Origin of the sequence: Pseudomonas sp. BNK-44-b, assembly GCF_047456245.1 — a bacterium.
Lineage (GTDB): Bacteria > Pseudomonadota > Gammaproteobacteria > Pseudomonadales > Pseudomonadaceae > Aquipseudomonas > Aquipseudomonas machongensis.
This window is the reverse complement of sequence record NZ_CP179908.1, coordinates 910,383-933,027: the sequence shown is the minus strand read 5'-3', so window position 1 is coordinate 933,027 and position 22,645 is coordinate 910,383. Positions and strand designations below refer to the sequence as shown.

Sequence of the window (22,645 nt, the reverse complement as noted above, 5' to 3'; positions counted from 1 at the left end):
GACTGATGATTACAGCGACTGGCTGTGGGACCGGGCTTGCCCGCGAAAAGGCCCTCACCGATCCAGGAATCAGCTCAGGCAGAAAAGACCATGCACACCGGGCTGCCGGTGGACACCGAGAAACCGGTCTGGCGCAACCTCCCCTGCTCGGGATCGACGGCGAAAGCCACGATGCTGTCACTGTCTTCGTTGAGCGCAAAGAGGAACCGCTGATTGGGAGTGAGGGCGAAGAAGCGTGGGGTCTTGCCGCCACTGGGCTGCACTTCGATCAGGCTCAGCAGGCCGCTGGCGACATCGACCGCATACACGGCAAGGCTGTCATAGCCGCGGTTGGAGGCGTAGACGAAGCGACCGCTGCGGTCGATCTCGATCTCCGAGGCACGGCTGTTGCCGGTGTAGCTCGACGGTAGCGACGGGAGTACCTGCAACGGCTGCAGTGCCCCGCTGTGGGGGTCGAAGCGGTAGGTGGTGACGGTCGAATCCAATTCATTGATCACATAGGCGAACGGCGCCTTCGGGTGCAGCGCGACATGACGCGGTCCGGCACCTTCGCGGGTAGTGACGAAAGGCTGCTCGGCGGGATGCAGCCGGCCGTTGTCGAAGCGAAAACTGAATATCCGATCCAGCCCCTTGTCCGGCACCAGGACGAACTGGCCCGAGGCATCGAAGAGGTTGAAGTGCGGCTTGGCAAAGGGCTGCTCGATACGATGCGGGCCGATCGGGCCCTCGAGCTCGAGCAACTGGTTGAGGGTGCCGAGGCGGCCGTCCTGTTCGACATTGAGCACGGCAAGCGTGCCCGTGATGTGGTTCGAGACCACCAGGAAGCGCTCGCTCGGGTCCAGTGCCAGGTGCACCGGATTCTTGCCTTCGCAGCGCTGCCGGTTGAGGAACGTGAGTCGACCAGTGGCCTTGTCGACGGTGAAGGCGCTGACCTCGTCGAGGTCGCCATGCACCGTATAGAGCCGGTCCCCGGCTCGATTCAGCGCCAGGAAGGACGGGTTGACCAGGTCGCCGACGACCTGGACCTGCTCCAGGCTGCCGTTGCCCTGATCGAGGCGGTACACGGTGATGCCATCGCCGCGGGCGTTGCGCTCCCGGGTGGTGCGCGAACCGACATAGGCGTACATAGGGGTCGTTCTCCCAGTTGCGGATAGGTGGATCACCTGGCTGGCTGCCCATGGTCAGTGACGCGGAGCTGCCAGGCAAGTCCGCGCCCTGTTCAACCGTTCGTGCCGGGGCCTCAGCCGCGGGTGCGTTGCACCACCTTGCGGATGACGTAGGGCAGCACACCGCCATTGCTGAGGTAGCGGATCTCCTGCTGCGAGTCGAACCGTGCGATGAGCTCGGCCTCATCGACACCGCCATCGACGCGGCGCACCTGCAGGCGGATACGGTTGTCACCGACCCTCAGTTCGTCGAGGCCGATGAAGTCGAACTGCTCGCTGCCGTCGAGCTGCAGGTCTTCGACACCCCGCCCTGCCGGGAACAGCAACGGCAGCACACCCATGCCGATCAAGTTGCTGCGGTGGATACGCTCGATGCTGCGCGCCACCACGGCTCGCACGCCGAGCAATGCCTGGGCCTTGGCCGCCCAATCGCGACTGGAGCCCGCGCCGTAGTTGATACCGGCGAACACCACCATGGGGGTACCGGCATAGCTCTGCGCGGCTTCGTAAAGCGGCAGGCACTGACTGTGGTCGGCATTCCAGGCCCAGGCGCCGACGCCTGGGTGGGTGTCACCGAGCAGACGGTTTTTCACCGACTTGTTGGTGAAGGCACCGCGCAGCATGACTTCGTGGTTGCTGCGCCGGGTCGAATACTGATTGAGGTCCTGTGGTTGTTCGCCGCGAGCCAGCAGCCACTGGCCAGCCAGGCTACTGGCGGGAATGGCGCCGGCCGGAGAGATATGGTCGGTGGTGACGTTGTCCCCCAGCACTATCAACGTGCGGGCGTTCTCGATTGCCAGGCTCGCCTTGGGTTCGGCCTGGATATCGGCCAGGTACTGCGGGCGGCGCAGGTAGGTCGAGCGCGCGTCCCAGGGGAACTGCACGCTGCCCTCGGCCGAAAGGGCCTGCCAATGATGGGTGCCGTCCCACACCGTGGCCAGGCGCTGCTGGAAGAACTCGGGCTTGACCACCTGGGCCACCAGCGCCTGCACTTCGTCATCCGCGGGCATCAGGTCGTGCAGGTGAATCGGGTTACCGCCGCTATCCTGACCGAGCGGTTCGCGGGTCAGGTCGATATCGATGCGCCCGGCAATGGCGAAGGCGACGCACAGTGCAGGGGACGCCAGGTAGCCTGCAGGTACCTTGGGGTTTACCCGGCCTTCGAAGTTGCGGTTGCCCGAAAGCACCACCACCCCCTTCAGGCCTTGATCGGCAAAGGCCTCGACATGCGTCTCGAGCTTGCCGGAGTTGCCGATGCAGGTCATGCAACCGAACCCGACCAGGTCGAAACCCAGGGCGGAGAAGTCTTGCAGCAAGTCGGCTTCGCTCAGGTAATCAGCCACCACCTGCGAACCGGGCGACAGCGAGGTCTTCACCCAAGGCTTGCGCTTGAGCCCCAAGTGCCGCGCGCGACGGGCCAGCAGACCGGCCTGGATCATCTGCGCGGGGTTGGCGGTGTTGGTGCAACTGGTGATAGCCGAAAGCACCACCGCGCCATGGTCGATGGCCTCGCCGAAGCTGGGCTCGAGGTAGCGATTACCGATCAGCTCGCTTGCGCCCAGCACCTGTTCACGGAACGACTCACCGGCGCGCGACAGCGGCTGACGCTGATGCGGCTGGTAGGGGCCTGCGACGCTGGGCTCGATACTGGCAAGGTCGAGCTCGATCAGTTCGTCGAACTCAGGCTCCGGCAGGTCGTCGCGGCGATAGAGCCCCTGCACCTGCAGGTAGGTGGCGGCCTGCAGGCACAGCTCGGCGGAGCGACCGCTGAGCTTGAGGTAATCGAGGGTCTGGTCATCGAAGGGGAAGAACACCACGGTGGCGCCATACTCGGGCGCCATGTTCGATACCGTGCCACGCGCAGCCCAGCCGAGGTTCGATAGACCCGGGCCTGTGAACTCGACGAACTTGCCCACCACCGAGCGCTGACGCAGGATCTCGGCCACGTGCAGCGACAGGTCGGTGGCGGTCACCCCAGGGCGCAGGGCGTTGCTGACGCGAAAACCGATAACCTGAGGGAAGTTGATCGGCACCGGCTCCCCCACCATCGCCGCCTGCCCTTCCAGGCCGCCGACACCCCAGCCGAGCACGCCGATGGCGTTGATCATCGGCGTGTGGCTGTCGGTGGCGACCATGTCGTCAGGGTGCAGCAAACGCTGCCCCTCGGCGGTGCGGGTTTCCCACACCACCTTGGCCAGGGCCTCCATGTTCATCTGGTGGATGATGCCTGTACCCGGTGGAATGACAGCGAAATTGTCCAGGCTCTTCTGCGCCCATTTGATGAAGCGATAGCGCTCGCTGTTGCGACGAAAATCGATCTCGAGGTTCTGCTCCACCGCATCGGCTTCTGCGTAGTGTTCGACGATCACCGAATGGTCGATGGTCAGCACTGCGGGAATCAGCGGGTTCATCGCCGCGGGGTCACCGCCGAGCTCGGCGACCACATCACGCATACCAGCAAAATCGGCCAGGGCCGGCAGGCACGTGGTGTCGTGGAACATCAGGCGGTTGGGCTGGAATGGCACCTCGCAGTCCGGTCCATCGCCGACGGCGCGGGCAAGCACGGCATCCAGCGCCTCGGGAGCGCAGCGCGCCACGTTCTCCAGAAGGATGCGGATGGCGTAAGGCAGGCGTTGCAGTTGGGTGGGAGCCAGCAGTTTCTTGAGATCGAGGTAGGTGAAGCGATCCTGGTCGATCTGCAGGGGGCTCATCAGGTGGGCATTGTCGATCATGCGCGTGTCGCTCGGCTTCTTGTCGTTGTCATGTCGTCGTCCAGGCGACGACGCTGCAGGTCGGCCAATGCTAGGCGCTGGAGCGCGGAGTGAAAATTGATCGATTGCCACGTCAGCGTTCTCCATCGGAGAACGCTCGAAGGGATGTTATGGCTCGGAGGGTGCGCGCAGGTGATCGATGAAGGTCTTGAGCGTCGGCGAGGCGACCTCGTACTTCTTGAATACCAGCAGCAATGAACGATGGGCCCAGGGCTCCGACAAGGTCACACGCTTGAGACGATGGCTGCGCACGTAGGGCTCCACCGCGCTACGCGGCAGAACGGTAATACCTAGGCCATTGGCGACCATGCGACACATGCAGTCGAAGCTGCTGATACGGATGCGTAGCTTGAGCGGTTGCCCCATTGTTTTGGCCTGTTCGGTGAGCAGGCTGTGCAGGGTACTGTCCAGGTGCGGGCCGACGAACTCATACGCCAGGACCTCGCTGAAGTGCACGGTGCGGCGCTTGGCCAGATCGTGTTCTGCCGGCACCACCAACACCAATTCATCGTGCCGGTAAGGCAGGGTTTCAAGCCCCAACGGGGCTGTGTGCGAGGAGATGATACCGAGGTCGGCGTGATCGTCGGCGACAGCGCGGACGACCGCCGAGCCAATACCTTCCTCGATATCGAACTTGATCTGTGGGTAACGCTGGGCGAAGCCAGCCATGTCCTGGGGCAGGAACTGCGACAGCGCCGAAGTGATGGCGTGGATGCGGATATGACCCTTGACCCCTGCGGCGAACTCGCTTAGTTCGTTGTCCAGCTGCGCCATGGTCTGTTTGAGCTGACGGGCGTAATAGAGCAGGGACTGGCCGGCAGGCGTCAACTCGACACCGCGCGCGTTGCGAATCAGCAGTGGCGACCCGATCTGCGCCTCAAGTTCGCTGATGCGCTTGCTGATCGCGGAGACTGCAAGGTGCTTGATACCCGCAGCGCGCGTCAGATTACGCTCCTGGGCGACAGTGATGAACAGGTCCAGGCTGGTGAGGTCGTAGCGCATGCGGGCCGGGTCAGGGAGGAATAGAGGTGCACCATACCCTGTAGAGGCAGGCTTGTCCCGTGGCGTGCGTGGTGTCGGCGCGGGGGAGCGATGAGATCTGGCGAACGCCAGAAAGACAAAACCCCTACCTGCTCGCGCAGATAGGGGTTTTGCGAAATGAATCTTGACGATGACCTACTCTCACATGGGGAAACCCCACACTACCATCGGCGATGCATCGTTTCACTGCTGAGTTCGGGATGGGATCAGGTGGTTCCAATGCTCTATGGTCGTCAAGAAATTCGGTTGCCAGTGCGTCTTTGCAGACACGCCAGCCAATTCGGATATGTGATCTTTGTGAGTCGCTTCGAACTTTCGGTTCGTTTCGTCTTCACCACCACAATCTGCAAAGCAGATTGCTTGGGTGTTATATGGTCAAGCCTCACGGGCAATTAGTATTGGTTAGCTCAACGCCTCACAGCGCTTACACACCCAACCTATCAACGTCGTAGTCTTCGACGGCCCTTCAGGGGATTCAAGATCCCAGTGAGATCTCATCTTGAGGCAAGTTTCCCGCTTAGATGCTTTCAGCGGTTATCTCTTCCGAACATAGCTACCCGGCAATGCCACTGGCGTGACAACCGGAACACCAGAGGTTCGTCCACTCCGGTCCTCTCGTACTAGGAGCAGCCCCTCTCAAATCTCAAACGTCCACGGCAGATAGGGACCGAACTGTCTCACGACGTTCTAAACCCAGCTCGCGTACCACTTTAAATGGCGAACAGCCATACCCTTGGGACCGGCTTCAGCCCCAGGATGTGATGAGCCGACATCGAGGTGCCAAACACCGCCGTCGATATGAACTCTTGGGCGGTATCAGCCTGTTATCCCCGGAGTACCTTTTATCCGTTGAGCGATGGCCCTTCCATACAGAACCACCGGATCACTAAGACCTACTTTCGTACCTGCTCGACGTGTGTGTCTCGCAGTCAAGCGCGCTTTTGCCTTTATACTCTACGACCGATTTCCGACCGGTCTGAGCGCACCTTCGTACTCCTCCGTTACTCTTTGGGAGGAGACCGCCCCAGTCAAACTACCCACCATACACTGTCCTCGATCCGGATCACGGACCTGAGTTAGAACCTCAAGGTTGCCAGGGTGGTATTTCAAGGATGGCTCCATGAGAACTGGCGTCCCCACTTCAAAGCCTCCCACCTATCCTACACAAGCAAGCTCAAAGTCCAGTGCAAAGCTATAGTAAAGGTTCACGGGGTCTTTCCGTCTAGCCGCGGATACACTGCATCTTCACAGCGATTTCAATTTCACTGAGTCTCGGGTGGAGACAGCGCCGCCATCGTTACGCCATTCGTGCAGGTCGGAACTTACCCGACAAGGAATTTCGCTACCTTAGGACCGTTATAGTTACGGCCGCCGTTTACCGGGGCTTCGATCAAGAGCTTCGCTTGCGCTAACCCCATCAATTAACCTTCCGGCACCGGGCAGGCGTCACACCCTATACGTCCACTTTCGTGTTTGCAGAGTGCTGTGTTTTTAATAAACAGTCGCAGCGGCCTGGTATCTTCGACCGGCATGGGCTTACGGAGCAAGTCCTTCACCCTCGCCGGCGCACCTTCTCCCGAAGTTACGGTGCCATTTTGCCTAGTTCCTTCACCCGAGTTCTCTCAAGCGCCTTGGTATTCTCTACCTAACCACCTGTGTCGGTTTGGGGTACGGTTCCCAGTTATCTGAAGCTTAGGAGCTTTTCTTGGAAGCATGGTATCAACCACTTCGCACTCTAAAGAGCGCTCGTCATCAGCTCTCGGCCTTGAAATCCCGGATTTGCCTAAGATTTCAGCCTACCACCTTAAACCTGGACAACCAACGCCAGGCTGGCCTAACCTTCTCCGTCCCTCCATCGCAATAACTGGAAGTACAGGAATATTAACCTGTTTTCCATCGACTACGCTTTTCAGCCTCGCCTTAGGGACCGACTAACCCTGCGTCGATTAACGTTGCGCAGGAAACCTTGGTCTTTCGGCGTGCGAGTTTTTCACTCGCATTGTCGTTACTCATGTCAGCATTCGCACTTCTGATACCTCCAGCAAGCTTCTCAACTCACCTTCACAGGCTTACAGAACGCTCCTCTACCGCATCACCAAAGGTGATACCCGTAGCTTCGGTGCATGGTTTGAGCCCCGTTACATCTTCCGCGCAGGCCGACTCGACTAGTGAGCTATTACGCTTTCTTTAAAGGGTGGCTGCTTCTAAGCCAACCTCCTAGCTGTCTAAGCCTTCCCACATCGTTTCCCACTTAACCATGACTTTGGGACCTTAGCTGACGGTCTGGGTTGTTTCCCTTTTCACGACGGACGTTAGCACCCGCCGTGTGTCTCCCATGCTCGGCACTTGCTGGTATTCGGAGTTTGCATCGGTTTGGTAAGTCGGGATGACCCCCTAGCCGAAACAGTGCTCTACCCCCAGCAGTGATACATGAGGCGCTACCTAAATAGCTTTCGAGGAGAACCAGCTATCTCCGAGCTTGATTAGCCTTTCACTCCGATCCACAGGTCATCCGCTAACTTTTCAACGGTAGTCGGTTCGGTCCTCCAGTCAGTGTTACCTAACCTTCAACCTGCCCATGGATAGATCGCCCGGTTTCGGGTCTATACCCAGCGACTAAAGCGCCCTATTAAGACTCGCTTTCGCTACGCCTCCCCTATTCGGTTAAGCTCGCCACTGAATATAAGTCGCTGACCCATTATACAAAAGGTACGCAGTCACCTAACAAAGTAGGCTCCCACTGCTTGTACGCATACGGTTTCAGGTTCTATTTCACTCCCCTCTCCGGGGTTCTTTTCGCCTTTCCCTCACGGTACTGGTTCACTATCGGTCAGTCAGTAGTATTTAGCCTTGGAGGATGGTCCCCCCATGTTCAGACAAAGTTTCTCGTGCTCCGTCCTACTCGATTTCATTGAAAAGAGACTTTCGTGTACGGGGCTATCACCCACTATGGCCGCACTTTCCAGAGCGTTCCACTAATCTCAAATCAACTTAAGGGCTGGTCCCCGTTCGCTCGCCACTACTAAGGGAATCTCGGTTGATTTCTTTTCCTCAGGGTACTTAGATGTTTCAGTTCCCCTGGTTCGCCTCTTGCACCTATGGATTCAGTACAAGATACTCAGCTTATGCTGAGTGGGTTCCCCCATTCAGAGATCTCTGGATCACAGTCTGTTTGCCGACTCCCCAAAGCTTATCGCAGGCTACCACGTCTTTCATCGCCTCTGACTGCCAAGGCATCCACCGTATGCGCTTCTTCACTTGACCATATAACCCCAAGCAATCTGGTTATACTGTGAAGACGACATTCGCCGAAAATTCGTGAGAACTCACAAATTTTACCTTAGCCTGAATTACCAGCAGTGAAACTGGCATTCAGTCTATTTCTATCACATATCCGAATTTTTAAAGAACGATCTGACAAAAGCCAGAAATCAACATTCATCGACGAATGTTCATTTCTAGGTTCTGATCAAGGTACAGCGTAAGTGGTGGAGCCAAGCGGGATCGAACCGCTGACCTCCTGCGTGCAAGGCAGGCGCTCTCCCAGCTGAGCTATGGCCCCGCATATTGGTAGGTCTGGGCAGATTTGAACTGCCGACCTCACCCTTATCAGGGGTGCGCTCTAACCAACTGAGCTACAGACCTATATAGGGTCTTGATCGTCTTCACAATGAATCAAGCAATTCGTGTGGGAGCTCATCAGCAGGCTGATGTCTTCGATTAAGGAGGTGATCCAGCCGCAGGTTCCCCTACGGCTACCTTGTTACGACTTCACCCCAGTCATGAATCACACCGTGGTAACCGTCCTCCCGAAGGTTAGACTAGCTACTTCTGGTGCAACCCACTCCCATGGTGTGACGGGCGGTGTGTACAAGGCCCGGGAACGTATTCACCGCGACATTCTGATTCGCGATTACTAGCGATTCCGACTTCACGCAGTCGAGTTGCAGACTGCGATCCGGACTACGATCGGTTTTGTGAGATTAGCTCCACCTCGCGGCTTGGCAACCCTCTGTACCGACCATTGTAGCACGTGTGTAGCCCAGGCCGTAAGGGCCATGATGACTTGACGTCATCCCCACCTTCCTCCGGTTTGTCACCGGCAGTCTCCTTAGAGTGCCCACCATAACGTGCTGGTAACTAAGGACAAGGGTTGCGCTCGTTACGGGACTTAACCCAACATCTCACGACACGAGCTGACGACAGCCATGCAGCACCTGTGTCAGAGTTCCCGAAGGCACCAATCCATCTCTGGAAAGTTCTCTGCATGTCAAGGCCTGGTAAGGTTCTTCGCGTTGCTTCGAATTAAACCACATGCTCCACCGCTTGTGCGGGCCCCCGTCAATTCATTTGAGTTTTAACCTTGCGGCCGTACTCCCCAGGCGGTCAACTTAATGCGTTAGCTGCGCCACTAAAATCTCAAGGATTCCAACGGCTAGTTGACATCGTTTACGGCGTGGACTACCAGGGTATCTAATCCTGTTTGCTCCCCACGCTTTCGCACCTCAGTGTCAGTATCAGTCCAGGTGGTCGCCTTCGCCACTGGTGTTCCTTCCTATATCTACGCATTTCACCGCTACACAGGAAATTCCACCACCCTCTACCATACTCTAGCTCGCCAGTTTTGGATGCAGTTCCCAGGTTGAGCCCGGGGCTTTCACATCCAACTTAACGAACCACCTACGCGCGCTTTACGCCCAGTAATTCCGATTAACGCTTGCACCCTCTGTATTACCGCGGCTGCTGGCACAGAGTTAGCCGGTGCTTATTCTGTCGGTAACGTCAAAACAGCAAGGTATTAACTTACTGCCCTTCCTCCCAACTTAAAGTGCTTTACAATCCGAAGACCTTCTTCACACACGCGGCATGGCTGGATCAGGCTTTCGCCCATTGTCCAATATTCCCCACTGCTGCCTCCCGTAGGAGTCTGGACCGTGTCTCAGTTCCAGTGTGACTGATCATCCTCTCAGACCAGTTACGGATCGTCGCCTTGGTGAGCCATTACCTCACCAACTAGCTAATCCGACCTAGGCTCATCTGATAGCGCAAGGCCCGAAGGTCCCCTGCTTTCTCCCGTAGGACGTATGCGGTATTAGCGTTCCTTTCGAAACGTTGTCCCCCACTACCAGGCAGATTCCTAGGCATTACTCACCCGTCCGCCGCTGAATCAAGGAGCAAGCTCCCGTCATCCGCTCGACTTGCATGTGTTAGGCCTGCCGCCAGCGTTCAATCTGAGCCATGATCAAACTCTTCAGTTCAATACTGCTTGGGTTTTTAAGAAACCCTAAACTTGGCTCAGCAATCTCAAATGACTATGTGATTTCTCGCATGGCCACTTGTGATGCTGATAATCTTGGCGACTATCAGTCCGTACTCACAAGCACCCACACGAATTGCTTGATTCGATTTGTTAAAGAGCGTTTGGTTAAGAGCCTTTCGTCTCAACCGAGGCGCGCATTCTACGCTTTCCTCATTTGCTGTCAAGCGTTTATTTTGAAGTTTTTTCAAACCGCTTTCTTTCAAAAGCCTTCAACGTCAACGACTTACCGACTGCCTCGCTGCGTTCATCGCTGCGAGGAGGCGAATAATACGTGGTTTGAAATCAGAGTCAACACTTTGATCCAAAAAAACTTTTATCCGCCTCCATGAGCTCACCGGCAACTAATCCGAGCGCAATCGATCTGTAGAGAAACATCCCAGGAGCGCGACACGATGAGCAAAGCGCAGAACGAGAAAACCCCAGGCCTGTCGGCAGATGAAGAGCAGGAAGTCAGCCATAACCAGCCACCCCGCGCAGCAGTACTGCACGAGATCATCCGCGCCCAGGGCGATCAGGAACTGGAACGCACCCTGGCAGCCCTGTGGTGGTCGGCACTGGCCGCCGGCCTGACCATGGGCCTGTCGCTGATGGCGATGGGACTGTTCTATGCACGCCTGCCAGACAACGACAGCAGCCAGGTGATTGCCAGCCTCGGCTACGCTGCCGGTTTTCTTGCCGTGATCCTCGCTCGCCAACAGTTGTTCACCGAAAACACCCTGACTGCCGTGTTGCCGGTAATGACCGCCCCTACCCTCGCCAACCTCGGCCGCCTGATACGCCTGTGGACAGTGGTGCTGATGGGCAATCTCGCCGGCACCTTGCTGGTGGCCTGGGTGATGCTCGAGCTGCCGATCTTCGACAGCAAGACCGATGTGGCCTTCCTCGAAATCGGGCGCAAGGTGATGCACAACGATCCGAGCCAGATGTTCGCCAAGGGCATCATCTCGGGCTGGATGATCGCGACCATGGTCTGGATGATCCCATCCATGGAGAACGCCAAGATCTGGATCATCCTAATGATCACCTACCTGATGGCTCTGGGCGACTTCACCCATATCGTCGTCGGCTCGGTAGAAGTGTCCTATCTGGTCTGGGCCGGAGAGCAGACCTGGCCCAGCTTCTGGCTGGAGTTCGCCCTGCCGACCCTGGCCGGCAACATCATCGGTGGCAGCTTCATCTTCGCCCTCATCAGCCACGCCCAGGTACGCAGCGACAGCGGCAAGCCGCCGTCGAAGCTGCTGGATGATGAACAGGAGTCGCCAATAAAGAAGGGCCGTGAAAGCTGATACTCAGCGCACCGCCACTGCACGCTCGGTGCTGTCGCCTCGCTGACGCAAAGGCCTGGGCTGCCACCAGTTCTGCCCTGCATGGGGCGAATCCAGACTGACGCGCTCGCCCATCTGTGGCGTGCTCAACGGTACCTGGACCTGCGCCGCGAGCGCGACGATGCGCTCGAAAGGCTCCTGCCAGCTGTGCAGGGAGAGATCGAACGTTCCATTGTGGATCGGCAGCATCCAGCGTCCGCGCAGATCCAGGTGCGCTTGCAGGCTCTGCTCAGGCTGCATATGCACATTGGGCCAGGCCAGGTTGTAGGCACCGGTCTCCATCAATGTCAGATCGAAGGGTCCGAAGCGCTCGCCGATTTCGCGAAAGCCTTCGAAATATCCGGTATCACCACTGAAGAACAGGCGCAGCCCTTCATCGATCACCACCCACGACGCCCACAAGGTGCTGTTACTGTCGAACAGGCCGCGCCCAGAAAAGTGCTGCGCCGGTGTGGCGACGAAACGCACGCCTGCGACTTCGGTTTCCTGCCACCAGTCCAGTTGACGCACCTTGTCGCTCGGCACGCCCCACTCGACCAAACGATCGCCCACGCCCAGCGGTGCAAGAAACTGGCCGGTGCTTGGCGCCAGCTGGCGTATGGCCGACTCATCGAGATGATCGAAATGGTCGTGGGACAGAATCACTGCTGCCAGCGGCGGAAGCTGGTCGATTGCCAGCGGCGAAGCGTGGAAGCGCAGCGGGCCGGCCCATTGCACGGGCGAGGCGCGTTCGGCAAATACCGGGTCTGTAATGAAGAAGTGCCCACGCAGTTTTAGCAATACCGTGGAATGGCCCAGACGCCAGAGGCTGTGCTCCGGGGCATCGAGTACCTGCTGGCGGGTCATCGGCTGCAGGCTCGAGGGATTGGCAGGACGTGTCTCGGGAGGTTTGCGCAGCAGCAGATACTTGAGGCCGATACGCAATTTCTTGAGCACGCCATCCTTGGGCAGCTCGGCCTGGTTGTGAAAACGCCCATCCCTGTAAGGTGCCGGCTCGCCGGCGGGGGAAGCCATGGGGGCCATGAGCAGGAGCACTCCGAGGAGGAACAAAGGCTTCATGCTACCTCACAATGATCGGATCAACCGTGAATTGGCTTGTAAGGTCATTTTTCCGCCGTGAATCATTGTTCAACAATATTCATGCAACTTATGCGATAAACGGCTTCTGCAGAAAAAGAACGATAGACATGATCGACAACAGAAGCGGCAAGGGGCTCTCCTTCGTCAGGCGCATCTATCTGCCGCGGACCATCGGCATGGGCATCGGCCTGTTCAGCGTCATGGCGGCACTTGCCCCGCTGCAACCACCCACCTGGGTGTGGCTGCTGATGCTATTCAACGGCCTGGCCTGGCCGCACCTGGCTTATCAATGGGCGATCCGCTCCCCTGCCCCCTACCGCGCCGAACAGCGCAACCTGTTGCTCGATTCGCTGAGCGGCGGTTTCTGGGCCGCGGCCATTCATTTCAATCCGTTGCCGACCGTGACCATCCTGTCGATGATGACCATGAACAACGTCGCTGCAGGCGGCAAGCGCATGGTACTGCGCGGGTTGGTCGCGCAGCTGACAGGCATGCTGCTGGCCATGGCGCTGTTCGGCCCCGGGCTGCAATTGCAAGCCTCGGCATTGCAGGTCTATGCCTGCCTGCCAATGTTGACGCTCTACCCGCTGGCGCTCGGTTGGGTCTGCTATCAATTGGCAATCAAACTGGCCGACCACAAGCGTCGACTGAGCGCCCTGAGCCGCACCGACAGCCTCACCGGGCTGCTCAACCATGGCTCATGGAAAGACTTGCTGCTGCTGAGGTTCCAGATCTGCCACCAGCAGCAGGCCCCGGCCGTGATCGCCCTGATCGACATCGACCATTTCAAGACCATCAATGACACCTTCGGCCACGTGGTCGGCGATTGCGTGCTCCGCCAGCTGAGCCACGAGCTCAAGCGCGTCCTGCGCGACGATGACCTGGCCGGGCGCTACGGCGGTGACGAGTTCTGTCTGATCCTGCCTGCCACCGATCAAGACCAGGCGGGCGTTGCGATGGAGCGCCTGCGTGAGCAGGTCAGCGCCTATCGCAACCCGCAACTGCCGGAATTGCGCATCAGCCTGAGCATAGGCCTCTCGGCCTATCACCCTGGGCTGAAAACGCCCGAGCAGTGGCTTGAAGACGCCGACAAGGCCCTCTACACCGCCAAGCATCAAGGCCGCAACCAGGTCAACGTCGCCCGCAGCGAGGCTGGCCCTCTCAAGCTGGCCTACCCCGACTGAACCTGCTGGCTCAGCGCAGGCTACGCTCGGCGACGATCTCCGGCAGGTCGGTGCGGCGCAGATAGATCCGCAGCGGCTCGCCAATGTTCAGGCGATCGTCCACATGCTGTCGCAGCAACAGTGCCAGACGCTCACGGCAGAGCGCCATGCGCCGCCCCGACTCGGGACGCCAGACGAACTCGCTGCAGGGCGTGATGCTCGCATCCGCGACATCCATACCGAATGCGTCCTCGGAAAAGCGCACGATATGCGTGCCACGCTTGCCGTGAAAACCGACGAAGCCGTTGAGCTGCTCGGCAGCTGTGCAGATATCCTGGGATGTAATGGCCATGACGTTACCTCGCAAAGAAATCGGAAGGAACGCACGCCAGGCGGGAACGGTTGCCTCTATCGGGCAACGCGCAGATCGTTTGTTGCGCAGCCTAACGCAACCTGCGCCGCCTTCGCCAAGGTTTTTCAGCGAGCGCCGGACACTGCCGGATCGAGCTGATCGGTCAACAGCGCCTCCATCCATCCCATGAACGCCTGTACCCGGCGCGGAACATGCCGCTGGCGCAGGTACAGCATCGTCACCGGCATGGCCCGGGCCTGCCAAGGTTCGAGCACCCGTACCAGATCACCGCGCCGCACGTCCTCGGCAACACCCGCCGCTGGAACCTGGATCAGCCCCAGGCCGGCCAGGCCCGCGGCCGAATACGCCACGGCATTGTTCACCGTGAGCACACCCCCCATGGCCAGAAAACGCGATTGCCCGTCGACTTCGTACTCGAACCCCGGACTCTGCGCACCGAGCCTGGAGACGTAGTGCACGAGCTGATGCGTCGCCAGATCGTCCAGCGTGTGCGGCACGCCATGCCGGGCAAGGTATTCGGGGCTGGCGCAGTTGCACATGGTCATGCGCCCCAGCGGCCGGGCGGCAACATCCGGGTCACCCAATTCGCCCACCCGCAGTACGCAGTCAAAGCCACCTTGCAGCAGGTCGACACGCTGGTCGGTGCAACTGAGCTCCACTTCCAGGCGCGGATAGCGCAACAGAAAGCCTGAAAGGGCCGGCATCACCACCTTGCGCGCCATCATGGTCGGCATGTCGATACGCAGACGCCCGGCCAGCTCGGCCTCGTCGCTGCGAAACAGGCTCTCGATCTCGTCCATGCCTGACAGCAAATCCTTGCTGCGCTCGTAGAGCAGCAGGCCGTCCTGCGTCGCCTGCACGCGGCGCGTGGTGCGGTTGAGCAGGCGCGTGCCAAGCAAGCGCTCCAGTGCCCGGACCTGCTCCGAGACAGTCGAACGTGGCAAGCCAAGACTCTCACCCGCCAGGGTGAAACTGGACAGTTCACTGACCCTGACAAAGGTACGCAACAATTCCAGCTTGTTCATCGAGCCGCCTTGATAGTTCGAATATGGCGAACAGTATTTCCAAAACAGCAGGATTTAACAGCCTTTTGTCGACCAATAACCTGTGAGCACAGACTCCATCGACGAGGTAATCCACATGACCCGTAAAATCGCTCTGCTCACTGGCGCCAGCCGCGGCCTTGGCCGCAACACCGCCGAACATCTCGCGGCCCGCGGCATCGATGTCATCGGCACCTATCACAGCCGGGCCGACGAAGCCCAGGCCCTGGTCGAGCGCCTGGAACAGGCTGGGGTGCGTGCCGCCATGCTGCAACTGGATGTCAGCGACAGCCAAAGCTTCGCCGACTTCGCCGAACGCCTGGCGCACACCCTTGATCAACGCTTTGCCCGCCGACAGTTCGACTTTTTGGTGAACAACGCCGGTGTCGGCATACATGCACTGTTCAGCGAAACCACCGAGGCGCAGTTCGAGCAATTGCTGAACATCCACCTCAAGGGCCCGTTCTTCCTCACCCAACGCCTGCTTCCGCTACTGGCCGACGGGGGGCGCATCGTCAACATTTCAAGTGGCCTGGCACGCTTCTCGCTGCCCGGTTACTCCGCCTACGCGGCAATGAAGGGCGCCATGGAGGTGCTCACCCGCTACCAGGCCAAGGAGTTGGGTGAGCGCGGCATCCGGGTGAACATCCTGGCGCCGGGCGCCATCGAGACCGATTTCGGGGGTGGCACCGTGCGTGACAATCAGCAGGTCAACGCCTTCGTGGCCAGCAATACTGCCCTGGGCCGCGCCGGCCTGCCCGACGATATCGGCGCAGCCATCGCCCTGCTGCTTGAGGAGGGTAATGGCTGGATTACCGGGCAGCGTCTGGAAGTCTCCGGCGGCATGTTCCTCTAACCCAGGCTGCTGCCGCTCAGCGCCTGCTGCAAGCTCGCCAGGGCAGGAATGTCCAGCGCCTGGGCGGCGTAGCACAACCCGACCCGACGCCTCAGCGCCGGGCCGGGCCCTGGTTGCCAGTAGACCCCTGGGTGGCGCTCGGCCAGCGACTGCGGCAACCAGGCCGCGCCCAGTCCGGCGGCGACCAACGCCAACGCGAGTTGCAATGATCCGGCCTGCGCCACCTGCTCACCCTCGCCATATAGCCCCATCAGGCGCTGGTGCGAAGGATGCTGCGGGCAGGTGATCCAGCGACCGTCGGGCTGGCTGCCGGTGGCCATGACCAGGACAAACGATTCTTCCCACAGCGCAAGGAAGAGCTCATCCTCACAGCGCTCGGCTTCATCGGCCAGCCGCGCATCGCCCTCGCAACCGTCCAGCAACGTCAATTGCAGCCCAGGCACGGCCTGAGCCGCAAGACGCACGCATGCTTCGACCTGGGCCGGGGCGATATCGGCCTCGATACCCAGCGCGAGCGGGACACGTTCCTGCTCCTGGCGAAAGCGCAGGCGCAGCGCCTCGGCTTCGGCAACCATGCGGCACGCCTGCGGATACAGCGCCCGCGCGTGCTCGCTGACGTCCACACCGCGGGCCTGGCGCAGGAACAGGCTGACGCCGAGGTCCTCCTCGAGTTGCCGGATGGTCACTGACAATGTCGGCTGAGCCACGCACAGGCGCTGCGCGGCCAAAGTGATGTTGCGCTCTTCGAACACGGCGATGAACGCCTTGAGATGACGAATATCCATAGATAAAACCGATGTCAGCCAGAGGAATAAGCCGTTTTTCATGGTCTGGATCGATGCTTACAATCCTGGCCATCGAAAACGATTATGCCTTGGAGGCGCTCATGAACAAACCTCTGATCATCATCACCGGCGCCAGCTCCGGTATCGGCGCCGCCACGGCCCAGCAATTCTCGGCCGCAGGTCACCCGCTGCTGCTGATCGCTCGTCGCCTGGAACGTCTCGAAGCATTGGCCCTGCCCAACTGCCTGTGTCGCGCCGTGGACATTCGCGACCGTGCCGCGCTGGTGGCGGCGGTGAACGAAGCCGAAGCCGTGTACGGCCCGGCCGATGCACTGGTGAACAATGCCGGCGTGATGCTGCTGGGCCAGGTGCACGAGCAGGATCCTGAGCAGTGGGACCGGATGATCGACATCAACGTCAAAGGCCTGCTCAACGGCGTGCATGCACTGGCCAGCGGCATGGTCGCGCGTCGAGCCGGCACCCTGATCAACGTCAGCTCCGTCGCCGGGCGCAAGACCTTCCCCAACCATGTCGCCTACGTCGGCACCAAGTTCGCCGTGCATGGCCTGTCGGAAAACCTGCGCGAAGAGCTGGCGCCACACAACGTGCGTGTCGTCACCATCGCGCCGGGCGCAGTTGAGACCGAGCTGCTCGGCCACACCACCGACGAGGGCATCAAGCGCGACTACGAGTCGTGGAAAGCCAATGACATGGGCGGCGTAGTGCTCAAGGCCGAAGATGTGGCCGGGGCGATCGTCTGGGCGTACCAGCAGCCGCAACATGTGTGCATCCGCGAGATCGTCCTGGCAGCCACTGCCCAGCAACCCTGATGGCAAGCGATCCCACGGGCACGCCGGGCGTCCGTGGGAGCTGGCTCAGCGCTGCACCTCATCCTCCCGCACCTGCACACTCGCGGTCATCCCGGCGCTGAGATTCACCCCTGCGGGGATCTCGTCCAGCCTGATCCTCACCGGTATCCGCTGCGCCAACCTGACCCAGTTGAAGGTCGGTTCCACCTCCGGCAACAACTGTCCGTCCGGGGTAGAGTTGCGGTCAGTGATGCCCCGGCTGATGCTCTCCACATGCCCATGCATGGCCTCCCCCGCCCCCATCAGCCAGACCTTCACCGGATCCCCGACACGAATGCGCGGCAGCTTGGTTTCCTCGAAATAGGCCTGGATATAGAAGGTCGAGTCGTCCACCAGCGCCATCATCGATTGCCCGGTATTGACGTAGTTGCCTTGGGCCAGTCGCAGGTTGGTGATGTGACCGTCGCGCGGTGCGCGCACTTCGCTACGGGCCAGGTTGATCTTGGCCACCTGCAGTTGCGCTTGCGCCTCGTGCAGTTCACCACGGGCGATGGCAGCGTTGATCTGGGCGTTCTCGCGCAGCTCGGCGCTGATCGCCTCCGGCCCAAGGGCCGTGCGCCGAGCCGCTTCGCGCTCACGCAGGCGCAACTGCTGGGTGCGGGTTTCAGCCACGGCACTGGCCTGGTCGAAAGCCGCCTGGAAGCGCTCGTGATCGATGATCATCAAGACATCGCCGGCCTTCACCGGCTGGTTGTCGTGTACCCGCAGTTCGCGCACCCAGCCGGACACGTCCGGGGCGATCACCACCACATCGGCCCGCACCCGCGCATCGCGCGTCCAGGGGGTAAGCATGTAGTACTGCCAGAGGTGATATCCGGCAAACACGGCAATGGCCACCACGCACAGGGTGACCAGGGTACGTACCGCTGTACGCATGGACTGACTCCTTACAAAGGTCCCAACAGATGTACCACCAACGACAGCACACAGACGAACAACGCCGCATCGAACAGCGCTTCATGCCAGATCCAGCGACCTAGTGGCGTCGCCTGCACCAACCAGCGCAACAGCCCAGTAAGCACCAACGCCATCAACACGTAGATCAGAAACGGGCTGAGCAATACGCCGCCCAGCGCCCACTCACGCAACCCCATGGACTTCCTCCTGCCAACGGCACCACTTGCCCCAGCTCTTCTGCAATTGCAGGACCGCGCCGATAGCCAGGCGCAGCGGGTCGCTCGACGGCTGGCGGCGCAGGGCCTCGATGAACTGTTCGCTGGCGGCATCCAGACGCTGGCCGCGCCCAGGCGCAGGGCCACTGGCCAGAACCGCCTCCAGTTGCTGCAGGTACTGGCGCTCGGCACCGGCCAACGGTACCTGGGCCACCGCCAGGCACATGCGCAGGTGCACCAGTTCGTCACCGATGTCCAAGCCATGCAGGCCATCGTCCCAACGCTTGCGCTCGGCCTCGGGCAACTCGCTGGCATGACGGGCCAACTGCATCAGGCGATCGGCCATGCGTCCACCGAACCAACTGTCGGCGCCCCGCAGGTCGCGATGGGTCAGGCGAACCAGGTCGCTCTGGGTGGCGGCCCTCAGGCGCCGACCCAGCCACTTCGGATGACGCAGCACGACCAACCGAAACGCCAGTACCGCCGCCCCCACACCGATGAGCATGGCCTGGGCGCTGTTGAGCATGCTGGCCACGTCGAAGTGCATGGCGTTCAGAGGCGCCACCAGCACGATGAAATGCAGGCAGTACGAGGTCGCCGTCGGCCCCGTGCGCGGATGGGCCATGCCTAGCGCACCGAAGAACAGCGGTACGCCCATGCCAAGACACAGCAAGGCGAAACTGCTCCATTGTGGCAACAGGATCTGCCCGACGAAAAACGCCACCGGAATCGCCAGCAAGATGCCACGCAGAAAGCTCAAGCCGATCTGCGCGCCGTTCTCGCGGCTGGCGAACAGGCTGCAGACCACGCAGGTCAGTACCAGGCCTCCGGGGGCCGAGGGCCAGGCCGTGGCCAGCCAGAAACTGCTCATGACCAGAAACGCCAACGCACTGCGCGAACCGAACAGCAGCGCCAGCGGCAGGTCGCGATGCGCCGCCAGGCCCAGCGATACGTCCTTGGGCGTTCGCCCCTCCTCTACATCGAGCAGCGCCTGGGTGGCGGCCATGGCGAAGTCCAGCAGCAGGGCCAGGCGCGCCAGGCAGAAATGCTCGGCGGGGCTGATCTGTTCGTCGTGGGCGGCGTCCCAGATACGTTGGCGCAATAACAGAAGGCTGGGCTGATCGGGGTTGGCCAACTGGGTCCGAACCTCCTCCAGCCAGGGCGCCAGGTGCGCCGCTTGCTGTTCGTCGAGCTGACGCCACTGACGACGCACCGAACGCGAAATGCGTAGCAGCACCATCAGCTTCTGGCTCAGGCCACGGATTGCCCGGGCCCGCTGGCGGCCACGACTGCCTTCGAACCAGGCATGCTCACGCTGAACGTCGATGGCGACGATGCGCCCAAGGATGTCAAGCAGCCCCTGGCGCGCCTCGTCTTCTCCGCCGAGCATGGCACTGGCGGTCTGCATGCCGTTCTGCCAGGCCTGCCGCGCCTGGCCGCCGAGTTGCTGCTCGACGCGCATCGGCCAGATCAGCGCGCTGGTGGCTGTGGCGCAGACGATGCCCAGGCAGATTTCGGTGCAGCGCGCCACCGCTTGGTCGAACACTTGCAAAGGGTGGTCGATCGCCGGCAACGCGATGATCGCTGCGGTATAGCCCGCCAACACGAAGGCGTACGCCCAGGCACTGCGTAGCTGGGTTGATGCGGCGGTACAGAGCGCCAGCCACAAGGCGAGGGTCAGCAGGAACAACCACGGGGTCTGGGCGAACAGGCCGATGAACACCACCGACATGAACGTCCCGACCAGGGTGCCGGCCAGTCGCGCCAGCCCCTTCTGCACCACCATGCCCGACAGCGGCTGGGCCACGATGAACGCCGTCATCAAGGCCCAGGCCGGTTGTTCCAACCCCCAGCGCAGCGCCAGCCACAGCGCCAGTCCACCGCCCAGCAGGGTCTTGATGGCGAACTTCAGAGCGGGGCTGGTGGGTGCGAACAGGGCCTGGAGGGTGATGGGCACGAAGCGGACCTTGCGGGGGATCTTGAATAGAACGATAGACAACGAACGGAAGAATAAAATGCAATCAACTAATTAGCTAGCTAATCATCTTTTAAAAAGGCAAAAAAATAGGCGACCGAAGTCGCCCTAAATGCCTTGCGTGCTCGTGTACCGGGAAGGATCAGCGCGATTTGCGCTTGTTCGCATCCTTCCAGATGAAAAGTCCCAGCCCGGCAAAGAACGTCAACATCAACCCGACTGTCACCACACCGGCGATCACCACGTTGTCGAAGAACATGTCGGCCTCCCGATTCGTTGCCGTTGTCCGATGTGTGCAAGGTAACGAATGTGCGGGGAGGAGAAATTGACCAGGGTCAATAGGGCCCGGGACCGGGCACAAGAGGGGGCGCAGGTTTGACCTGCATCAGTTTTCAGCGCTTCTTGGGCTTGCTTTTGCCTTTCTTCTTCTTGCTTTTGCTCAACGGCATGGCCTGTTCGAAGGCCTGGCGCATTTCATCCAGGCGCTTGTCCTTGATGTCGTGGATGCGTTTGGCGCGCTCGGCGCCGAAGTCGATCAGGTTGTCTTGGCTCATGGGCGGGCTCGACTGACAGCGGATGCGCCCATGATGAAGCCTGATGGCGACGCTGAACAGCCCCGTCTCAGACTTCGATATCCACCAGCAACCCCTGACGCGGGCGCTCACCGAGCGGCGCCACCGGCACGGTATTGTCGGCATTGAGTTCATCGCCGGGCATGGCGCTGTAGAGTTCTTCCTGCTCGTCCTGGCGGCGTTGCTGACGGCGCTGCTGCTGGCGGCGTTGTTCCTCACGCAGCCGATAGGCTTCATCCTGCGGGTCGCGCTGCTGCTTGAGGTCGATAGTGCCATCGCTGGAGGCAGGCTGGGCCGGAACCACCGGAGGAATATTGGGGCTCTGCTTGACGGGGTCTTGTTGCGAGGTCACGGGGACGGCACTGAGCGGAATGATCGGCGGCAGCATGAGTCGGTTCTCCTGTAGCCACTGTGTCGGCCAGCCAAGGTGCGCCTTGAGCACATGGGCAAGGGTTTGTGCGGCCGGTCACAATACCGTCTGCAAAGTATAGACCGCGATCATTCGCCTTCGTCGTCGGGATCGTCGTCAGCGGGCTGGCTGGTTTCGCTCCAGGGCCGCTTGTAGACCTGCTGCCAGACCGCGTCCATGTGTTCGCGCAACACCTGCGGCGCGTTCTTCAATGACGCACTGTCCTCGCGCTCGCCGCCGATGGGCTCCTCGCCCGCCGGGCTGATCTGCGACTGACCACTGATGCTGTAGATCGCCTCGCCTTCGCGCATTTCGATACTGATGTCATGCGGGTCGATGCCGCCGCCACAGAAGGCGTGGCTGGCCACGGTGACTTCGGCGACACCATCCTTGTTCAGGTCGGTGACGTCGCTGACATCGGTGTAGAAGTCGACATCCAGGTCCAGCCCCGGGCACGTTGTCTCCTGATCGATCTGCCAGCGTGGCTTGAACGCCTCGCTTTCGCTCGCACGCCCATAGAGCGTGGCCTTGAGCACGACCTTGTCGACTTCCTGTTCGCTGTCGGCATCGGTCGCCTGACCGTCTACACGGCTGAGCACCAGCAGGCCTTCGCCTTCGCGGTCGTGGAAATGCACGCTCTTGAGCGGCGTCTGAACGCCCAGGACTTCCAGTTGCTCGGCCGGAATCGGCGCGAGGATCTCGAACTTCTTCTGGTCACAGGCTGCGAGCAGCGCCAGGCTGCCCACGGCCAGGGAGAGGTTCAACCAGCGGTGCGTGACAGGCAT

At 60.5% G+C, this 22,645-nt stretch carries 18 protein-coding genes, 2 tRNA genes and 3 rRNA genes; 4 read left to right on the top strand and 19 right to left on the bottom strand.

Going from position 1 to position 22,645, the window contains the following annotated elements; genetic code table 11:
* Positions 1-74: 74 nt before the first annotated feature.
* From ACMGGG_RS04490 to ACMGGG_RS04455, 8 genes are all read right to left on the bottom strand, one after another.
* Positions 75-1,127 (bottom strand): lactonase family protein, encoded by a 1,053-nt coding sequence (locus ACMGGG_RS04490; protein ID WP_414154942.1) that lies wholly within the window; start codon positions 1,125-1,127, stop codon positions 75-77.
* 113 nt (positions 1,128-1,240) lie between these two features.
* Positions 1,241-3,898, bottom strand: a complete 2,658-nt coding sequence (gene acnA / locus ACMGGG_RS04485; protein WP_414154941.1) for an aconitate hydratase AcnA — start codon at positions 3,896-3,898, stop codon at positions 1,241-1,243.
* Positions 3,899-4,045: 147 nt separating this feature from the next.
* Positions 4,046-4,939, bottom strand: a complete 894-nt coding sequence (locus ACMGGG_RS04480) for a LysR family transcriptional regulator (protein WP_414154940.1) — start codon at positions 4,937-4,939, stop codon at positions 4,046-4,048.
* A gap of 161 nt (positions 4,940-5,100) precedes the next feature.
* Positions 5,101-5,216: ribosomal RNA gene (rrf, locus tag ACMGGG_RS04475) — 5S ribosomal RNA — on the bottom strand.
* A gap of 133 nt (positions 5,217-5,349) precedes the next feature.
* A 23S ribosomal RNA gene (locus tag ACMGGG_RS04470) occupies positions 5,350-8,242 on the bottom strand.
* Between the two features lie 222 nt (positions 8,243-8,464).
* A tRNA-Ala gene (locus ACMGGG_RS04465) sits at positions 8,465-8,540 on the bottom strand.
* Positions 8,541-8,546: 6 nt separating this feature from the next.
* A tRNA-Ile gene (locus ACMGGG_RS04460) sits at positions 8,547-8,623 on the bottom strand.
* 76 nt (positions 8,624-8,699) lie between these two features.
* Positions 8,700-10,236: ribosomal RNA gene (locus ACMGGG_RS04455) — 16S ribosomal RNA — on the bottom strand.
* The 16S, 23S and 5S rRNA genes sit together here with 2 tRNA genes alongside, the layout of an rRNA operon.
* A gap of 454 nt (positions 10,237-10,690) precedes the next feature.
* Between ACMGGG_RS04455 and ACMGGG_RS04450 the strand changes: the two genes are divergently transcribed.
* On the top strand, positions 10,691-11,584 hold the full coding sequence (locus ACMGGG_RS04450; protein WP_063543518.1) for a formate/nitrite transporter family protein: 894 nt from the start codon (positions 10,691-10,693) through the stop codon (positions 11,582-11,584).
* A gap of 3 nt (positions 11,585-11,587) precedes the next feature.
* Here the strand turns inward: ACMGGG_RS04450 and ACMGGG_RS04445 are convergent, their stop codons facing one another.
* The gene (locus ACMGGG_RS04445) at positions 11,588-12,682 is read right to left on the bottom strand and encodes an MBL fold metallo-hydrolase (RefSeq protein ID WP_414154939.1); all 1,095 of its coding nucleotides are present in this window, start codon (positions 12,680-12,682) and stop codon (positions 11,588-11,590) included.
* A gap of 128 nt (positions 12,683-12,810) precedes the next feature.
* Between ACMGGG_RS04445 and ACMGGG_RS04440 the strand changes: the two genes are divergently transcribed.
* A complete protein-coding gene (locus ACMGGG_RS04440) occupies positions 12,811-13,887 on the top strand; it encodes a diguanylate cyclase (protein ID WP_414154938.1) in 1,077 nt (358 codons plus the stop codon).
* Positions 13,888-13,897: 10 nt separating this feature from the next.
* Here the strand turns inward: ACMGGG_RS04440 and ACMGGG_RS04435 are convergent, their stop codons facing one another.
* Together ACMGGG_RS04435 and ACMGGG_RS04430 are read right to left on the bottom strand one after the other, a co-directional pair.
* On the bottom strand, positions 13,898-14,218 hold the full coding sequence (locus tag ACMGGG_RS04435; RefSeq protein ID WP_054891734.1) for a DUF2025 family protein: 321 nt from the start codon (positions 14,216-14,218) through the stop codon (positions 13,898-13,900).
* 125 nt (positions 14,219-14,343) lie between these two features.
* Positions 14,344-15,264 carry a LysR family transcriptional regulator gene (locus ACMGGG_RS04430; RefSeq protein ID WP_414154937.1) on the bottom strand — a complete coding sequence of 307 codons (921 nt, stop codon included), beginning with the start codon at positions 15,262-15,264 and terminating at the stop codon, positions 14,344-14,346.
* Positions 15,265-15,379: 115 nt separating this feature from the next.
* On the opposite strand from ACMGGG_RS04430, the gene ACMGGG_RS04425 reads away from it, so the two are divergent.
* Entirely contained in the window at positions 15,380-16,138 is a 759-nt protein-coding gene (locus ACMGGG_RS04425; RefSeq protein WP_414154936.1) for an SDR family NAD(P)-dependent oxidoreductase, read from the top strand.
* Here the strand turns inward: ACMGGG_RS04425 and ACMGGG_RS04420 are convergent.
* Positions 16,135-16,923: a LysR family transcriptional regulator gene (locus tag ACMGGG_RS04420; RefSeq protein ID WP_063543516.1), complete on the bottom strand. Its 789-nt coding sequence runs from the start codon at positions 16,921-16,923 to the stop codon at positions 16,135-16,137. The genes ACMGGG_RS04425 and ACMGGG_RS04420 overlap by 4 nt on opposite strands.
* A 101-nt stretch (positions 16,924-17,024) precedes the next feature.
* On the opposite strand from ACMGGG_RS04420, the gene ACMGGG_RS04415 reads away from it, so the two are divergent.
* A complete protein-coding gene (locus tag ACMGGG_RS04415) occupies positions 17,025-17,753 on the top strand; it encodes an SDR family oxidoreductase (RefSeq protein WP_054891860.1) in 729 nt (242 codons plus the stop codon).
* 45 nt (positions 17,754-17,798) lie between these two features.
* Here ACMGGG_RS04415 and ACMGGG_RS04410 read toward each other — a convergent pair whose 3' ends face one another.
* The 7 genes from ACMGGG_RS04410 to ACMGGG_RS04380 form a co-directional block, all read right to left on the bottom strand.
* On the bottom strand, positions 17,799-18,668 hold the full coding sequence (locus ACMGGG_RS04410; protein ID WP_054891738.1) for an HlyD family secretion protein: 870 nt from the start codon (positions 18,666-18,668) through the stop codon (positions 17,799-17,801).
* A gap of 11 nt (positions 18,669-18,679) precedes the next feature.
* Positions 18,680-18,886 carry a DUF1656 domain-containing protein gene (locus ACMGGG_RS04405; RefSeq protein ID WP_414154935.1) on the bottom strand — a complete coding sequence of 69 codons (207 nt, stop codon included), beginning with the start codon at positions 18,884-18,886 and terminating at the stop codon, positions 18,680-18,682.
* Positions 18,873-20,861: an FUSC family protein gene (locus tag ACMGGG_RS04400; RefSeq protein ID WP_063543512.1), complete on the bottom strand. Its 1,989-nt coding sequence runs from the start codon at positions 20,859-20,861 to the stop codon at positions 18,873-18,875. The genes ACMGGG_RS04405 and ACMGGG_RS04400 overlap by 14 nt, the downstream gene beginning before the upstream one ends.
* 160 nt (positions 20,862-21,021) lie before the next feature.
* Complete coding sequence (gene ccoM / locus ACMGGG_RS04395) at positions 21,022-21,138, bottom strand: cytochrome c oxidase subunit CcoM (RefSeq protein ID WP_054891741.1); 117 nt, start codon at positions 21,136-21,138, stop codon at positions 21,022-21,024.
* Between the two features lie 133 nt (positions 21,139-21,271).
* Entirely contained in the window at positions 21,272-21,433 is a 162-nt protein-coding gene (locus ACMGGG_RS04390; RefSeq protein ID WP_172964788.1) for a hypothetical protein, read from the bottom strand.
* A 67-nt stretch (positions 21,434-21,500) separates the two neighbouring features.
* A complete protein-coding gene (locus ACMGGG_RS04385; protein ID WP_054891742.1) occupies positions 21,501-21,839 on the bottom strand; it encodes a hypothetical protein in 339 nt (112 codons plus the stop codon).
* A gap of 110 nt (positions 21,840-21,949) precedes the next feature.
* Positions 21,950-22,645, bottom strand: coding sequence for a M949_RS01915 family surface polysaccharide biosynthesis protein (locus tag ACMGGG_RS04380; protein ID WP_112897636.1), 696 nt, complete (start codon positions 22,643-22,645; stop codon positions 21,950-21,952).

What these genes read in the sequence shown, in the direction of transcription:
- ACMGGG_RS04430 (WP_414154937.1), bottom strand. Translation starts at nt 15,264, where the DNA reads ATGAACAAGCTGGAATTGTTGCGTACCTTTGTCAGGGTCAGTGAACTG.
- ACMGGG_RS04425 (WP_414154936.1), top strand. Translation starts at nt 15,380, where the DNA reads ATGACCCGTAAAATCGCTCTGCTCACTGGCGCCAGCCGCGGCCTTGGC.
- ACMGGG_RS04490 (WP_414154942.1), bottom strand. Translation starts at nt 1,127, where the DNA reads ATGTACGCCTATGTCGGTTCGCGCACCACCCGGGAGCGCAACGCCCGC.
- ACMGGG_RS04440 (WP_414154938.1), top strand. Translation starts at nt 12,811, where the DNA reads ATGATCGACAACAGAAGCGGCAAGGGGCTCTCCTTCGTCAGGCGCATC.
- ACMGGG_RS04405 (WP_414154935.1), bottom strand. Translation starts at nt 18,886, where the DNA reads ATGGGGTTGCGTGAGTGGGCGCTGGGCGGCGTATTGCTCAGCCCGTTT.
- ACMGGG_RS04390 (WP_172964788.1), bottom strand. Translation starts at nt 21,433, where the DNA reads ATGAGCCAAGACAACCTGATCGACTTCGGCGCCGAGCGCGCCAAACGC.
- acnA (WP_414154941.1), bottom strand. Translation starts at nt 3,898, where the DNA reads ATGATCGACAATGCCCACCTGATGAGCCCCCTGCAGATCGACCAGGAT.
- ACMGGG_RS04445 (WP_414154939.1), bottom strand. Translation starts at nt 12,682, where the DNA reads ATGAAGCCTTTGTTCCTCCTCGGAGTGCTCCTGCTCATGGCCCCCATG.
- ccoM (WP_054891741.1), bottom strand. Translation starts at nt 21,138, where the DNA reads ATGTTCTTCGACAACGTGGTGATCGCCGGTGTGGTGACAGTCGGGTTG.
- ACMGGG_RS04380 (WP_112897636.1), bottom strand. Translation starts at nt 22,645, where the DNA reads ATGCCTGTCACGCACCGCTGGTTGAACCTCTCCCTGGCCGTGGGCAGC.
- ACMGGG_RS04435 (WP_054891734.1), bottom strand. Translation starts at nt 14,218, where the DNA reads ATGGCCATTACATCCCAGGATATCTGCACAGCTGCCGAGCAGCTCAAC.
- ACMGGG_RS04415 (WP_054891860.1), top strand. Translation starts at nt 17,025, where the DNA reads ATGAACAAACCTCTGATCATCATCACCGGCGCCAGCTCCGGTATCGGC.
- ACMGGG_RS04450 (WP_063543518.1), top strand. Translation starts at nt 10,691, where the DNA reads ATGAGCAAAGCGCAGAACGAGAAAACCCCAGGCCTGTCGGCAGATGAA.
- ACMGGG_RS04480 (WP_414154940.1), bottom strand. Translation starts at nt 4,939, where the DNA reads ATGCGCTACGACCTCACCAGCCTGGACCTGTTCATCACTGTCGCCCAG.
- ACMGGG_RS04385 (WP_054891742.1), bottom strand. Translation starts at nt 21,839, where the DNA reads ATGCTGCCGCCGATCATTCCGCTCAGTGCCGTCCCCGTGACCTCGCAA.
- ACMGGG_RS04410 (WP_054891738.1), bottom strand. Translation starts at nt 18,668, where the DNA reads ATGCGTACAGCGGTACGTACCCTGGTCACCCTGTGCGTGGTGGCCATT.
- ACMGGG_RS04420 (WP_063543516.1), bottom strand. Translation starts at nt 16,923, where the DNA reads ATGGATATTCGTCATCTCAAGGCGTTCATCGCCGTGTTCGAAGAGCGC.